Genomic DNA, 15,047 nt, shown 5'->3' on the forward strand with positions numbered 1-15,047 from the left:
CCATATATGATTCCTTTTTAAAACAGCCATAATAAGAAGGATTCAAGGATAAGGAGGGATTGTAATGGGCCAAAATCGTCAGTTTCGTGCTGGACAAAAGGCGCCGAACAACGGTATTTATATAGAAATTGGTGAAACAGGAAGCACAGTAGTTAATCCAAAGAGGTTGAAACTGAAGGCTGGAGACGCTTTTCCAGAAAACTCAAATCATAACCGTGTCTGGACATATGCACGAAAACCATAAACACATGAAAAGACCATCCAAAAAGGATGGTCTTTTCATGTGTTTATGAATCGCGATGTACTTTTATTTTTAAAAAAAGAGGGGTATAATAAAATAAAGGTCAAAAAAGGTCAAATGGAGGCGAAGAAAAATGGACATGAATCAAATGACTGAAAAGTTACAAAAAGCAATGATGGGCGCCCAAACCATTGCTGTCAGAGAAGAGCATCAGGAAGTAGATGAGGTTCATTTATTCCTTGCATTGCTTGAAGATGATACCAACCTTATTCATTCAATATTTGAGAAAACAAATGTGAAGACCGAGACAGTAAAAAGAGATTTGCAGAAATTCCTATTAAAAAAGCCGCGTGTTTCTGGCAGTGGTGTTGAGCAGGGCAAACTATATATTACAAATCAGCTGCAGCGGGTACTGGCGGAAGCTGAAAGATATATGAAGCAATTCCATGATGACTTTCTATCTGTTGAGCATATTATTGTTGCGGCTGTTTCACTGCCGTCTGAAATCGGAAAATATTATAAAGATAAAGGAATCGATTTAAAATCTTTGTTACTTATCATTAAGGAGATTAGGGGGAATCAAAGGGTGACATCGCAAAATCCAGAAGGAACATACGAGGCGTTAAAAAAATATGGACGAGATTTAGTAGAGGCAGTAAGGTCAGGGAAAGTTGATCCAGTTATTGGCAGAGACAGTGAAATCCGGCATGTGATTCGAATTTTATCTAGAAAAACAAAAAATAATCCTGTTTTAATTGGGGAACCGGGGGTTGGTAAAACGGCAATTGTTGAAGGGCTTGCACAGCGAATTGTCCGTAAAGATGTACCAGAAGGATTAAAGGATAAGACAATCTTTTCATTGGATATGAGCTCACTCATTGCAGGTGCTAAATTTCGCGGTGAATTTGAGGAACGGTTAAAGGCCGTATTAAATGAAGTGAAAAAAAGTGATGGTCAAATTCTGTTATTTATTGATGAAATTCACACGATTGTTGGTGCAGGGAAATCTGAGGGTGCAATGGATGCAGGGAATATGCTAAAGCCGATGTTAGCAAGAGGTGAACTTCATTGTATAGGTGCAACAACCCTTGATGAATACCGAAAATACATCGAAAAAGATCCTGCATTGGAGCGCAGATTCCAACAGGTGCTTGTCGAAGAGCCGGATATTGAGGATACCATTTCTATATTACGGGGATTAAAAGAAAGATTTGAGGTTCATCATGGCGTTAATATTCATGATCGGGCCATCGTTGCAGCTGCCACTCTTTCAGACCGTTATATTTCCGATCGATTTTTACCAGATAAAGCAATCGACTTAATTGATGAAGCTTGTGCGATGATACGGACCGAAATTGATTCAATGCCTTCTGAACTAGATGAAGTGACAAGAAGAGTCATGCAGCTTGAAATTGAAGAGGCAGCTCTAGCAAAGGAAAGTGATGAGGCAAGTAAGGAAAGACTATTTTCTCTACAAAAAGAATTAGCTAATTTTCGTGAGCAAGCTGATGCCATGAGAGCCAAATGGCAACTTGAAAAGGAAAGTATTCAAAAGGTGCAGGAAAAAAGGGAGTTATTGGAGAAATTAAGACGTGAACTAGAAAATGCGGAGAATGAGTACGATTTAAATAAGGCAGCTGAGCTTAGACACGGAAAAATTCCTGCACTGGAAAAAGAACTAAAGCAAATAGAAGCCGAAGTGGATACTAAGCAAGGAGACAGGCTGTTAAGAGAAGAAGTGACAGAAGACGAGATTGCCGGTATTGTCGCTCGGTGGACAGGGATCCCGATTACCAAACTGGTAGAAGGGGAGAGGGAAAAACTTCTAAGGCTGCAAAGTATTCTTCATGAAAGGGTCATTGGCCAAAATGAGGCTGTTGAGCTTGTATCCGATGCTGTTTTAAGGGCAAGAGCTGGAATTAAGGATCCAAAGCGTCCAATTGGTTCATTTATTTTCCTTGGACCAACAGGAGTAGGGAAAACGGAGCTTGCCAAGGCATTAGCCCAAAACCTGTTTGACAGCGAAGAACAGATTATTCGTATTGATATGTCTGAGTATATGGAAAAGCATTCGGTTTCACGACTTATTGGGGCACCGCCGGGCTATGTAGGGTATGAGGAAGGTGGTCAACTGACTGAAGCCGTTAGAAGAAGACCCTATTCGGTTATCCTTTTAGATGAAATTGAAAAAGCCCACCCGGAAGTTTTCAATATTCTATTGCAAATGCTTGATGATGGCAGAATTACAGATTCACAAGGAAGGACAATCGATTGTAAGAATACGGTAATCATTATGACATCAAATATTGGTTCCCATTTTCTGCTTGATCAGCATAAAGGGGAGGAAGATATTCGAGAAGAAACACGCAACCTTGTGATGGGACAGCTTAGAAGTCATTTCCGGCCTGAATTTTTGAATCGGGTGGATGAAATTATTCTATTTAAACCACTGACGCTGCAAAATATTAAAGAAATTGTTGGAAAGCTTATTAAAGAACTGCAACTGAGACTATCTGAGCAGCAAATAAGATTACGTATAAACAATGACGCAAAAGAATATATTGCAGAAAATGGCTTTGATCCAGTGTATGGAGCTCGGCCATTAAAACGGTTCATTCAAAGAAATGTTGAGACAAAGTTAGCACGTGCTATAATAGCTGGCGAGATTCGAGAAAATAAAGAGGTCACAATTATTGTAGCAAATAATGATATCGGTTTTGATATTGCGTAGGAAATAACCCATTATTCAAAAACAACAAGAAAAAAGGCTGACTTCTTTAAGTCAGCCTCTATTTTCCTAAAAGTCTTTTTCTGAAAGTGATTAATGAGCTCCGTCATGTCCAGATGGTGTATCTGGAAGAATTGCCGGAATAATGAATAGTAAAATAGTTGCAACAACTCCTAAAATAGCACCTGTTTCAACTTTAAACTCAGAGCCCAGCATAGAACTTACTACGTATGTAATCATTTCCATAAGAAGAACAGTCCAGAATAATGTCCAAAAATAACGCACAGAATTCACCTCTAACCCTTTAATATCTTTATCTATCTTAGCATATTGTTGTCAAATAATAAAGAATTCTTTATTTCTGAAGTTGCAGTTATAGCTTTCTCCAGATTCAAATCAAATAGTACAAACTAGGCGGATTCCCATTCATTTTTTGTTTATTTACATAAAGTAATAATAAGAGCATAAAAATAAAAAAAGTTTTGGAAAAGTATGGCGGAAATACGTGTTCAGATATTTATGTAAATTTACGTGAAGGGGAGAAATGAAATGGAGATCCGGAACTTTCAATTGGATACCGAATGGAATATTATTCACTATCCTGAAAGACCACAAGGTTTCGGTATCCTTATCATAGGGGATGAAAGGCATTTTGTTGATGAACATACGAGCTATTGGTTACAAAATGAAGGAAAGTACAATCTGTTAAAGTCTCTGCAGAATGCAGGATACACATTATTCTATAGTAATTTATATGGAAGGAATTGGGGTAGCGGTAAAGCAGTAAAATTGGCAAAGCGACTATATGAACATATGATGCGTTCGGAAATATTAAATTCAAAAATCCATATTATTGCAGAAGGAATGGGGGCGCTTGTTGCTTTAAAATTACTAAATGAACTAGAGGAATCCGTACGTTCCGTTGTTCTAATTAATCCCATTTTGTCATTACAGCAGCACCTAGAATTAGAAAAGGATCGTAAGTTCTTTTATAAAAAATTAGTTCATGAACTCTCCGTTTCCTACGAATATGATACTGAAAGAATTGTTGAAGAGCTTGCGCAGGTTGACGCACCTTCACCATCTTTAAGTACTAAATCTCCAATGAAAATTGTTCATATTTTAGCAGATAGCCGAGCATATAAACAATCCTATATCCTCAATCAATTATCGGTGAAATGGGAGGAAGAAAAAGTCCCTGTTTCTTTATGCTTTATGCTTCCGGAAAAAAGACAGCAAATGGATAATCAAATTATTCATTTTTTTAAAAGTCATGAAAAAATACTGTAGAACAATTTGGCTTTTTCTTTGAATGTTTTAAAAAGAGTCCCATTATAGATTAAATCTCTTTATTCTTTATTGCGTTTAGATATTATTGGCCCTCCCTGTGCATAAGATGAGGTAAGATTTAATGTTACAGGGAGGCATATTGATATGGACAGGGCTGTGATTTTAGGGACCTATGAGTTTATTGGGTTTCATCTATGTCTTTCGTTACTTGAAAAAGGGATTGAAGTAATAGGTATACATCTACCTTCATTAAGTAATGACGAATATTTAGAAGAAATGCGTTTTAGTGTGGGAAGAAACAGTAATTTTATTGAAAAGGATGAGACTTTCTTCGAGCAGAAACAGACATTTTCAGATAACACCTTCTTTTTTATTGATTATTACAGTTATTATAGGAACTATAAAGAAAGCGAAATGAAAGCAATCTTAAAACAATTGATTGATCATATAAACGTTCATTATATATTCATATTTCCAATTCAAATGTGTAATGAAAAATCTGTTCAGGAATTCCCTATACAGTTAATGAAATGCCAAGATCATTTACAGATTTATTATTTACCGACAATCTACGGACCGTGGCAGCCGCTTCATTTTACATTTCAGCAAGCAATCCATAATCCTGATAAGCCTGTAAATATTGATGAACGTGAATGGATAAATGATGCCCTTTTCATCAGTGATGCTATTGATTACATAATAGGACATGTGGAGGAAAAGAAGAAACAGAAAATCCTTTTGAAAAGCACGATCGATAATCATTGGAAAAAAGCAGCTTCCTTACTATTAAAAAATACAGCTATTGAGAGGTCTAGTGAAGAAGTAAAGAATTGTCAGGATGTAATGATAGTGGATATTGACGGTACAATCATCTCAGAAGGAATAGACATACAGAAGAAACACTTGGCAAAATGGAAACAAATAAAAAAGCAGGAATAGGCTGATCCCCGTATATAAAGGAATCAGCCTATTCCTCTTATTTAATCCATTTATTAATTAAAGGACCTAGCTTAGTCAGTAATGGTTTAAACTGAGAAGCACTGTTCATGATTGTATCAATATTTTTCATTAAATCCTCTACATTTACATTTGATAATAACTCATTTAACTGATTTTCATCTTTGGAAGCAGAGTGATTCCTGTTCTGTACCTCGTCTTGTTGGAAATGATTGTTTCTCCTTTCTCCAAACAAAAATCTTGTAAATGGATCTTGCTCCATATCATGAGTTTTTTTTTGTTCTTCATGGTTCATTCCAAACCCTCCTTTTTCTATTTAGTAATAAAGATTCCTTTTGCTGCTTTAATTAACCCATAGTATAAAATATGAAAAAAAAGAAGAATGGAATGGACTTTTGGATATTCCATATATAAGAAGTATCAATTAAATATCACATATACTGTTGCGGAATATCCATATTATAGGTTAAAATTAGTACCAAGTCATAATATTTGATAATAATGATAGTGTATTTATATTTCGTTTATACGATAAAAGAACTCAGGAGTTTAAGGAGTGGACAAAATGAATGCAGGAATATTAGGTATAGGCAAAGCACTGCCTGAAAAGGTATTAACAAATCATGATTTAGAAAAAATTGTAGATACAAATGATGAATGGATTAGAACTAGGACAGGTATAGAGGAGCGCAGAATTGCTAGCGATGATACAGATACTTCAGATTTAGCTTATGAAGCTGCTGTGGAAGCGTTGAAAAATGCCAACATTTCCGCTGAAGAAATTGGATTAATATTAGTGGCAACCGTTACACCAGATCGTCCATTTCCTACTGTATCATGTATGCTGCAGGAACGTCTTGGTGCGAAAAATGCTGCTGCAATGGACTTAAGTGCAGCATGTGCTGGGTTTATGTATGGAGTGATTACTGCAAAGCAGTTTATTGAAAGTGATTCATATAAGTATGTACTAGTTGTGGGTGCGGAAAAGTTATCCAAGATCACAGACTGGAGTGATCGTAATACAGCGGTGCTGTTCGGAGACGGTGCAGGAGCTGTTGTAATGGGACGTGTTTCGGAAGGAAGAGGAATACTATCTTTTGAACTTGGCGCTGATGGAACGGGTGCAAAGCATTTATACCAGGACGAGTTCATTATCATGAATGGTCGCGAAGTATTCAAATTTGCTGTTCGTCAAATGGCTGACAGTTCTGTTAATGTGATTGAAAAAGCTGGTCTTAATAAAGAAGACGTTGATTTTCTCATTCCACATCAAGCAAATATCCGTATCATGGAAGCATCCAGACAACGCTTAGGACTTCCTGATGAGAAAATGTCAAAAACAATCAAAAAATATGGCAATACATCTTCAGCATCTATACCCATTGCCATGGCTGAGGAGTTTGAAGCAGGGAAAATTAAGGATGATGATATTATCGTAATGGTTGGCTTCGGCGGAGGATTAACCTGGGGTGCCATTGCTTTACGTTGGGGTAAATAATTGATATTTAGGAATAGATGAATGCAAATAAATAGTATAGCAAAGGAGTTGTTTTTATAATGGAAAAACGTAGAGTCGTTGTTACGGGAATTGGTGCTGTAACGCCGCTTGGTAATGATGTAGAAACGACATGGAATAATCTAATTGCAGGGGTTAGTGGAATTGGTCCATTAACAAGAGTAAATGCTGATGACTTTCCAGCGAAAGTAGCAGCAGAGGTTAAGGATTTTGAACCTGGTGATTTTATTGACAAGAAAGATGCCCGTAAAATGGATCGATTTACTCAATATGCTGTAGCTGCTTCACTTATGGCAGTTAAGGATGCGGGTCTTGATATTAATGAAGAAAATTCTGACAGAATTGGAGTTTGGATTGGGTCTGGAATTGGTGGAATGGAAACATTTGAGAATCAATACCAGAACTTTCTCAATAAAGGCTATCGAAGAGTTAGTCCTTTCTTTGTACCGATGTTAATTCCTGATATGGCTTCTGGGCAAGTTTCCATTACCCTTAGAGCAAGGGGGTTTAATTCTTGTACAGTAACTGCTTGTGCAACAGGAACAAATTCAATTGGTGATGCGTTTAAAGTTATTCAGCGCGGCGATGCGATTGCCATGGTTACCGGTGGTGCTGAAGCACCGATTACAAATATGTCAGTAGCAGGTTTTTGCGCCAATACTGCACTTAGTACAAATCCAGATCCTAAAACAGCTTGCCGCCCGTTTGATTTAGACAGAGACGGTTTTATCCTTGGTGAAGGGGCGGGCATTATGGTATTGGAAGAGTTAGAACATGCATTAGCGCGAGGCGCCCATATTTATGCAGAAATTGTTGGTTATGGTGCTACTGCAGATGCTTATCATATTACTGCGCCGGCACCTGCAGGAGAAGGCGGTGCTCGCGCAATGAAAATGGCCATCAATGATGCTGGCTTAAAACCAGAGGATATTGATTATATCAATGCGCATGGAACAAGTACGGCCTACAATGATAAATTTGAAACAGCAGCAATTAAAGAAGTCTTTAGTGACCATGCCAGAAAACTTGCGATAAGCTCTACTAAATCGATGACAGGTCATTTATTAGGAGCCGCTGGTGGAATAGAGGCGATTATTTCTGCCCTAACAATCAAGGACGGTATTATTCCGCCTACTATTAATTATCAAACACCAGATCCGGAATGTGATTTAGATTATGTTCCAAATGAAGCAAGAAAGCAGGAAGTGAAAGCCGTATTAAGTAATTCGCTAGGTTTTGGCGGACATAATGCTACGATTGTTTTTAAAAAATATGAATAATTAAAAGGGTACATTCTACTGATAAAAGCCGCATCTACCTTAGAAGATGCGGCTTTTATCATACCAATTACTGCCCAGACTAACCAAATAATCCTTCTTTCATATATTGAGGTAGGGAGGATGACTATTATGGGGATTGAAAGAACAGATGAATGGCTGAAAAATCATTTTTTTAATCCATTAAAAATTTGCACTCAACTGCGACCGTCCTTTAAGGAAAAAAGTGAATCAGAAATTTATCAATATTTATTATTCTTTGGAATGTACCGGCCTAATCGAATGAATGAAGAAATCTATCATGAATTAATAAAACTAAATATTTGGAAGCAGGCAGAAAAGATTTTGGCCCGCTATCAGAAGAAGTGGAATGGACCTGATGTTTCTGTTTATATCTTTCCTTTTGGCAAAAAAAGATATCCAATAAGCGATATGCAAGGGGGAGTATCCTTTAAAGACGGGATGTTTCTCTTTCTCTCTTCTTTTCATAAAGAAGATAAGGCGCTTGAAGCATTGATGGTTCATGAATATCATCATGTCTGTCGGCTTAATAAATCAAGTAAACCTATTCAAGATTATACCTTGCTTGATTCCCTTATAATGGAGGGACTTGCCGAATATGCGGTTACGAAATATTGTGGTGAGGCTTATAAATCGAATTGGGTCACCTGTTACAGTGATGAAGAGCTTCACTATTATTGGGAAAAAGATGTAAAAAAACACCTGCAATCAAAAAGAATGGATCCCATTCATGACGCTATTCTTTTTGGAAAGGGAAGGTACCCGCATTTACTTGGATATGCCTTGGGGCATTGGCTTATTGAAAATGCAAGTAAAAAGAGGCGTTATTCAATACATGATACCTTTTCAATAAAGTCAGAAGAATTATTGGATTAACTTGATTCCAAAATGAACAAAAAATGGCTGTAATATGTAGTTTCAGGAATAATTTAACTTCTATCTGCCTATACTGAATGACAAACAGTTAGTTGAAGTGAGGGGTTAATAAATGATGTATCTTCATGATGTTTGGGTTAACTGGTTTGAAGGGGAAGAAAATGGCTATAATGTTTGTCATTTTCATGAGTGGCGCAAAGATGACAGCGTTGAATTACTCGATCAAGTCCCTTTATTAAAAATAGACCCTGTTCTTTATAACTACATTGAAAATGACATGGCAGAATTACCACAGCAATTATTGGATGAAATTTATCAAAAAGCATTTTTGCGAAAAAACCATGAGCGTTGTCAGCTTGATTATTGTTTTGTTGTTTCGGATGGAGTAGGTATTTTAGCTGTCGATACGATTGGTTACAGTATCCCCATTCGGAAAAGCAGGCTAATTCCAAGGCAGGAGCAATTGGCTTTTGAAATGTTGGAAACGAGTGAAGTCATGCATTTTGATTTTACTCCAACTCCAACGCAAATGAAGGAATTTCATATCCTTTCACCGCAGCCAGAACTTATGAAAGGGCTTACTAGGAAGGAAAGACAGCTGAAGCAGCTATTATTTATGGCGTTGGACCAGCTGTATACTTCAAAAAATGTAGCTGAAGTCCGTTATTGGTATACGGAGTGGAGACCTGATTTGTATCAAGCCATTCAAGATCTTGAGTTCGATGAAGCATGGGAACAATTGTATGAACAATCTAAATTTGGCTGGACAGCAAAACATGAACACTTTTGTGAGAATATCATAAAGGGACAACCATTTTTTGAGAAATTATGGGATATGGAACAAGGCCATAAAGTGAATTAAAAGGAGCTGACTCATTTCAGCTCCTTTTTCATATCTTCAAATCAATTATCTTCTGCGTTTTCTCCCTAGACCCATTGCATTTTCCATCTTTTTCAGCATTTTACTTGCCGTTTGATTAGCTTTTTCAGCACCTTTATCAAGGATATCGTCTAACTCAGATGATTCCATTAAATCATGATATTTTTGTTGAATAGGACTAAGTGCCTCAATAACGACTTTTGCCAGATCTCCTTTGAAATCTCCATACCCTTTACCTTCATAAGTTGACTCAATCTCAGCAATTGTTTTTCCAGAAAAAATGGAATAAATCGAGAGCAGATTGGAGACGCCTGGTTTATTTTCGACATCATAACGAACAATACCGTCCGAATCGGTAACAGCACTTTTGATTTTCTTTTCAATTTTTTTTGCGTCGTCTAGTAAGGAAATAAATGCTTTTTGATTAGGATCTGATTTGCTCATTTTTTTGGTTGGGTCCTGTAAGGACATAATACGAGCTCCAACCTTTGGAATTCGGACTTCAGGTATAGTGAAAATATCATTGTATTTTTTATTAAATCGCTCAGCTAAATCGCGTGTCAGCTCTAGATGCTGTTTTTGATCCTCACCAACAGGAACTAAATCTGCACTATATAATAAAATATCTGCCACCATAAGCGGCGGATATGTTAGCAATGCAGCAGAAACAGCTTCTTTTCCGGCTGACTTATCTTTAAATTGTGTCATACGTTCAAGTTCGCCAATATAGGAAATACACTGCATCATCCAAGCTGCCTGTGCATGTGCAGGAACTTCAGATTGGATAAATAATGTTGCCTTTTCAGGATTAAGACCGACAGCTAGATATAGTGCAGCTAGTGAACGTATATTTTTACGTAATACGAGCGGATCCTGCGGTACCGTGATGGCATGTTGATCAACGATACAAAAATAACAGTTATACTCTTCTTGAAGTTCTACAAATTGTTTTAAAGCCCCGATATAATTTCCAAGTGTGATTGTACCGCTTGGCTGAATACCGGAAAAAATGGTTTTCATGACTGAATCCTCCTCTAATAATAAATGGTTAATAAGTTTTATCCAGCTGATATAATGGCAATTTCGTTTACTTTAAGTGTCGTGTTGTTATTCTCCTTACAATGATTGCTTAAAAAAGACCATTCGTCCCTATTATCAATAGGGACGAATGGTCCGCGCTGCCACCCTAATTACTCAAGTTTTGAGTCACTTTTTTTCTCCTTTGTAACGGAGAAGTCCCGATAACGTGAGATGAACGTCGAAGTGCAATCCGAACATTGTAAAGCGTTTCCACACGCAAGCTCAAAAATCAATCCACTACTAGGGTTGATTGTTTATGCGATCCGTAAACTCTCTAAAAACCTTCCAAATAGTGTACTAATCTTTGTCAAAGCCGTAAATATAAACTGATAAATATGTATACTTACTTAATAAAATAGCGTAATTGGAGGGAAAAATCAAGTTTAGACAAAAGATGAATATGACATTAACATTAACAATTTATTCTATAAGTGAATGATATAAAACAAAAATGAAAAAGATATATAAAGAAAATAAGAGTATAAAATTATTTCAGATAAATTGTTTTGAATTATACCGTATATGGCAGTTGTTTTTAGTAGGTGAATCAAGGTAGTTGTTAATTATTTAGGAGGGAACAACATGAAGAAAAGAAAACTACTTTTTTTAAGTATGCTGCTGGTTCTAAGTATGTTCTTAACTGCTTGTGCAGGAGGCAAGGATAATGCAGACGGCAGTAAAGATGGGGGAAAAGAAGCAGCACAAGATCTCCGAGTAAATATTAATACAGAACCGCCAACGTTAAATCCTGGTTTAGCTGAAGATTCAACCTCAGGTACAGTTCTTCGTCAAGTATTTGAAGGTCTATCACGTATTAATCTTGAAGGAAAAGCAGAATTGGCAGCAGCCGAAGACGTACAAATCTCAGAAGATCAGAAAACATACACGTTTACACTTCGTGATGCTAAGTGGACAAATGGCGACCCTGTAACAGCGAAGGATTTTGAATATGCTTGGAAATGGGCATTAGATCCTGCGAACGCGTCGCCATATTCATATCAGCTTTATTACCTGGAGGGTGGACAAGCTTTCAATGAAGGTACAGGAACTGCTGATGCAGTTGGTGTAAAAGCGCTTGATGACAAAACTTTGGAAGTGAAGCTTGCGAATCCAACTCCATTTTTCTTAGAACTTACAGCTTTCTATACGTACCTGCCAGTTAACAGCAAAGTTGCTGAGGCTAAACCAGACTGGGCAAATGATGCTGGTGATAATTATACAACGAATGGACCGTTCAAACTGGCTGAATGGTCACACAGCGATAAAATTGTTCTTGAAAAGAACGAGGATTATTGGGATGCAGAAACGGTTAAGTTAAATACCATTACAATGATTATGGTGAATGATCCAAATACAGAATTATCTATGTTTGATAGCGGTGAGTTGGATTGGGCAGGAATGCCAACAGGAAATCTACCGCAGGATGCACTTCCAGCCCTTAAAGATGAAGGAAGACTTCATACAGAATCAATTGCTGGTATTTACAATTACAAACTAAACACAACAGTTGAGCCTTTTACTAATGCAAATATTCGTAAAGCATTCGCGTTAGCTATTAATCGTCAGGAGCTTATTGATAACGTCACACAAGGTGGGCAGCTGCCAGCAATGGCTATCGTTCCGCCGACCATGTTCCCTGAAAATGAAAAAGGTTATTTCAAAGATAATGATGTTAAAAAGGCAAAAGAATACTTGCAAAAGGGTTTGGAAGAATTAGGATATAAGGATGTTTCTGAGCTTCCTCCTGTAGCTCTTTCTTATAATACAGATGAAGGCCATCAAAAAATTGCTCAAGCAATTCAGGATATGTGGAAGCAAAACTTAGGTGTTGAAGTAACTTTAAATAATGCAGAATGGAAAGTATATATCGAGCAAGTCCAATCACTTGATTATAATATTGCTCGGATGGGCTGGTTAGGCGATTTTAATGATCCAATTAACTTCCTTGAATCGTACTATTCTGCAACTGGCGGAAATAATGATACTGGCTGGGAAAATAAAGATTTCCAAGCTCTGTTAGATCAATCAGCTACTGAAGCAGATACGAAAAAGCGTCAAGAATTATTAAAACAAGCTGAAGAGATTTTTATGAATGAAATGCCTGTTATTCCAATTTACTTTTACACGAATAACTGGGTTCAGGCAGATAACTTAAAAGATGTAGCTGTTTCAGGTCTTGGAGATGTCCAATTCAAATGGGCATACTTTGAATAAGATATGAGTTTATTGACGATAGGTATATGGGCTTATGCCCCATATACCTTCGTTGCTGATTGGATATAAAAGTTTAACTTTTTAGAAATTATAATGGAGGTGTTTGACGTTGGTTAAATATATTGGGAAAAGATTGCTGTATATGCTTCTTTCATTATGGGCAATTATCACAGCAACATTCTTCTTAATGCGGTTAGCACCGGGGAACCCATTTACTTCAGAGAAAAAGCTGCCTCCTGAAATTGAAGCAAACTTGAACGCTTTCTATGGACTAGATCAACCATGGTATGCTCAATATTGGGATTATGTAGTAAGGTTGGCAAAATGGGATTTCGGTCCTTCCTTTAAATATAAAAGTCAAACAGTCAACGATTTAATTAGTGATGGGTTTCCAGTATCACTTGCATTAGGAATGGAAGCGATTCTTATTGCGGTTGCTATTGGTGTTCTATTAGGTGTGATTGCTGCACTAAATCATAATAAGTGGGCCGATTATGGTGCAATGGTTGTAGCAGTTTTCGGTATTTCTATGCCATCCTTTATCCTCGCTACTCTATTACAATATGTCCTTGCGATAAAAATGGGAATTTTTCCAGTTGCTTTATGGGAATCTCCTATGCACACCGTCTTGCCGGCATTGGCGCTTGCAGCCTCTCCGATGGCCTATATAGCTCGGCTTACACGTTCTTCCATGCTTGAGGTTTTAGCTAATGATTATATTAAAACTGCAAAATCAAAAGGGTTAAGTAAGGGAGTCATCACTGTAAAACATGCCATACGAAACGCTATGCTGCCTGTCATTTCCTATATGGGGCCTCTTTCGGCAGGAATTATTACAGGAAGCTTTGTTATCGAGCAGATTTTTGGAATTCCAGGTTTAGGCTCTCACTTCGTAACGAGTATTACCAATCGTGATTATACCGTTATCATGGGAATTACCGCTTTTTATAGTATCCTTCTGCTGGTCTGTATTCTCCTTGTCGATATTGCGTACGGACTTATTGATCCTCGCATTAAATTAGCTGGCGGGAAGAAGGGAGAATAAAAATGGAGACGAAAGATCTTTTTAAAGTAGTTGGAACGCAATCTGAAGATGCTGAAAAAATATCAAAACCAAGCCTTTCCTTTTGGAAAGATGTTTTTTATCGATTTAGAAAAAACAAACTTGCTATGGTTGGTGTGGTTATCCTTATTCTATTAATCATTATGGCGATTTTTGGTCCAATGATTTCCGGCTATGACTATGCAACAAATAATTTATCCAATAAAAATCAGTCTCCTTCCTCTGAACATTGGTTTGGTACCGATGATTTAGGTCGTGATGTGTTTACTCGTACTTGGGAAGGTGCCCGTATTTCTATTTTTATCGGTCTTGCGGCAGCGTTGATTGACCTGACAATCGGTGTATTCTGGGGTGGGATTGCAGGATTTAAAGGTGGACGTGTGGACGAACTTATGATGCGTACTGCTGATGTATTATATGGGATTCCCTATCTATTACTAGTTATTTTATTAATGGTTGTATTAGGATCTAGCGTAGGTACAATGATACTAGCCATGTCTATTACCGGCTGGGTAAATATGTCAAGGATTGTTCGGGGACAGGTCCTTTCGTTAAAAGGTCAGGAATATGTGCTAGCTGCACGTACACTTGGGGCAGGAACTTCAAGAATTATGGCTAAGCATCTCATTCCAAATGCAATGGGACCCATTCTTGTAACGATGACGCTTACCATTCCGTCAGCTATATTTACAGAAGCTTTTTTAAGTTTTCTAGGGTTAGGGTTAACACCGCCTTTAGCGAGCTGGGGAACGATGGCATCTGATGGTTTGCCTGCTTTAAGGTATTACCCATGGCGCTTGTTCTTCCCAGCAACGTTTATCTGCTTAACAATTTTTGCGTTTAATGTCATTGGCGATGGTTTACGAGATGCACTAGACCCACGACTTCGTAAATAGGAGTGAGA

General features: G+C 37.5%; 14 protein-coding genes. 11 read left to right on the forward strand and 3 right to left on the reverse strand.

The genetic code is table 11. The annotated features are described in order from the left end of the window. Positions 1-64 precede the first annotated feature (64 nt). Positions 65-244, forward strand: a complete 180-nt coding sequence (locus tag F4V44_RS05965; protein ID WP_150439083.1) for a YjzC family protein — start codon at positions 65-67, stop codon at positions 242-244. Between the two features lie 130 nt (positions 245-374). Beyond that, positions 375-2,972 (forward strand): ATP-dependent chaperone ClpB, encoded by a 2,598-nt coding sequence (gene clpB / locus F4V44_RS05970; protein ID WP_150439084.1) that lies wholly within the window; start codon positions 375-377, stop codon positions 2,970-2,972. A gap of 90 nt (positions 2,973-3,062) precedes the next feature. On the opposite strand, the gene F4V44_RS05975 is transcribed toward clpB, so the two are convergent. Beyond that, complete coding sequence (locus F4V44_RS05975; protein ID WP_150439085.1) at positions 3,063-3,254, reverse strand: YjzD family protein; 192 nt, start codon at positions 3,252-3,254, stop codon at positions 3,063-3,065. 264 nt (positions 3,255-3,518) lie between these two features. Between F4V44_RS05975 and F4V44_RS05980 the strand changes: the two genes are divergently transcribed. Both F4V44_RS05980 and F4V44_RS05985 read left to right on the forward strand, forming a co-directional pair. Next, entirely contained in the window at positions 3,519-4,259 is a 741-nt protein-coding gene (locus F4V44_RS05980) for a lipase family protein (RefSeq protein ID WP_150439086.1), read from the forward strand. 144 nt (positions 4,260-4,403) lie between these two features. Beyond that, positions 4,404-5,198, forward strand: coding sequence for a hypothetical protein (locus F4V44_RS05985; protein ID WP_150439087.1), 795 nt, complete (start codon positions 4,404-4,406; stop codon positions 5,196-5,198). A 37-nt stretch (positions 5,199-5,235) separates the two neighbouring features. Here the strand turns inward: F4V44_RS05985 and F4V44_RS05990 are convergent, their stop codons facing one another. Then, positions 5,236-5,511, reverse strand: coding sequence for a hypothetical protein (locus F4V44_RS05990; protein WP_150439088.1), 276 nt, complete (start codon positions 5,509-5,511; stop codon positions 5,236-5,238). 270 nt (positions 5,512-5,781) lie between these two features. Here F4V44_RS05990 and F4V44_RS05995 point away from each other — a divergent pair, with 270 nt between their 5' ends. The 4 genes from F4V44_RS05995 (at position 5,782) to F4V44_RS06010 (ending at position 9,768) form a co-directional block, all read left to right on the forward strand. After that, positions 5,782-6,714 (forward strand): beta-ketoacyl-ACP synthase III, encoded by a 933-nt coding sequence (locus tag F4V44_RS05995; protein ID WP_150439167.1) that lies wholly within the window; start codon positions 5,782-5,784, stop codon positions 6,712-6,714. 59 nt (positions 6,715-6,773) lie between these two features. Next, positions 6,774-8,012 carry a beta-ketoacyl-ACP synthase II gene (fabF, locus tag F4V44_RS06000; RefSeq protein WP_150439089.1) on the forward strand — a complete coding sequence of 413 codons (1,239 nt, stop codon included), beginning with the start codon at positions 6,774-6,776 and terminating at the stop codon, positions 8,010-8,012. Positions 8,013-8,141: 129 nt separating this feature from the next. Then, entirely contained in the window at positions 8,142-8,906 is a 765-nt protein-coding gene (locus F4V44_RS06005) for a DUF2268 domain-containing protein (RefSeq protein WP_191090585.1), read from the forward strand. 112 nt (positions 8,907-9,018) lie between these two features. Then, entirely contained in the window at positions 9,019-9,768 is a 750-nt protein-coding gene (locus F4V44_RS06010; RefSeq protein WP_150439091.1) for a YjbA family protein, read from the forward strand. 45 nt (positions 9,769-9,813) lie between these two features. Here the strand turns inward: F4V44_RS06010 and trpS are convergent, their stop codons facing one another. Beyond that, positions 9,814-10,806 (reverse strand): tryptophan--tRNA ligase, encoded by a 993-nt coding sequence (trpS, locus tag F4V44_RS06015; protein ID WP_150439092.1) that lies wholly within the window; start codon positions 10,804-10,806, stop codon positions 9,814-9,816. Between the two features lie 642 nt (positions 10,807-11,448). On the opposite strand from trpS, the gene F4V44_RS06020 reads away from it, so the two are divergent. The 3 genes from F4V44_RS06020 (at position 11,449) to F4V44_RS06030 (ending at position 15,039) form a co-directional block, all read left to right on the forward strand. Further along, complete coding sequence (locus F4V44_RS06020; RefSeq protein ID WP_150439093.1) at positions 11,449-13,080, forward strand: peptide ABC transporter substrate-binding protein; 1,632 nt, start codon at positions 11,449-11,451, stop codon at positions 13,078-13,080. A 109-nt stretch (positions 13,081-13,189) separates the two neighbouring features. After that, entirely contained in the window at positions 13,190-14,125 is a 936-nt protein-coding gene (locus tag F4V44_RS06025) for an ABC transporter permease (protein ID WP_150439094.1), read from the forward strand. 2 nt (positions 14,126-14,127) lie between these two features. Beyond that, positions 14,128-15,039, forward strand: coding sequence for an ABC transporter permease (locus tag F4V44_RS06030; protein ID WP_150439095.1), 912 nt, complete (start codon positions 14,128-14,130; stop codon positions 15,037-15,039). Positions 15,040-15,047: the final 8 nt, after the last annotated feature.

Source organism: Niallia endozanthoxylica, from assembly GCF_008710145.1.
GTDB lineage: Bacteria > Bacillota > Bacilli > Bacillales > Cytobacillaceae > Bacillus_BD > Bacillus_BD endozanthoxylica.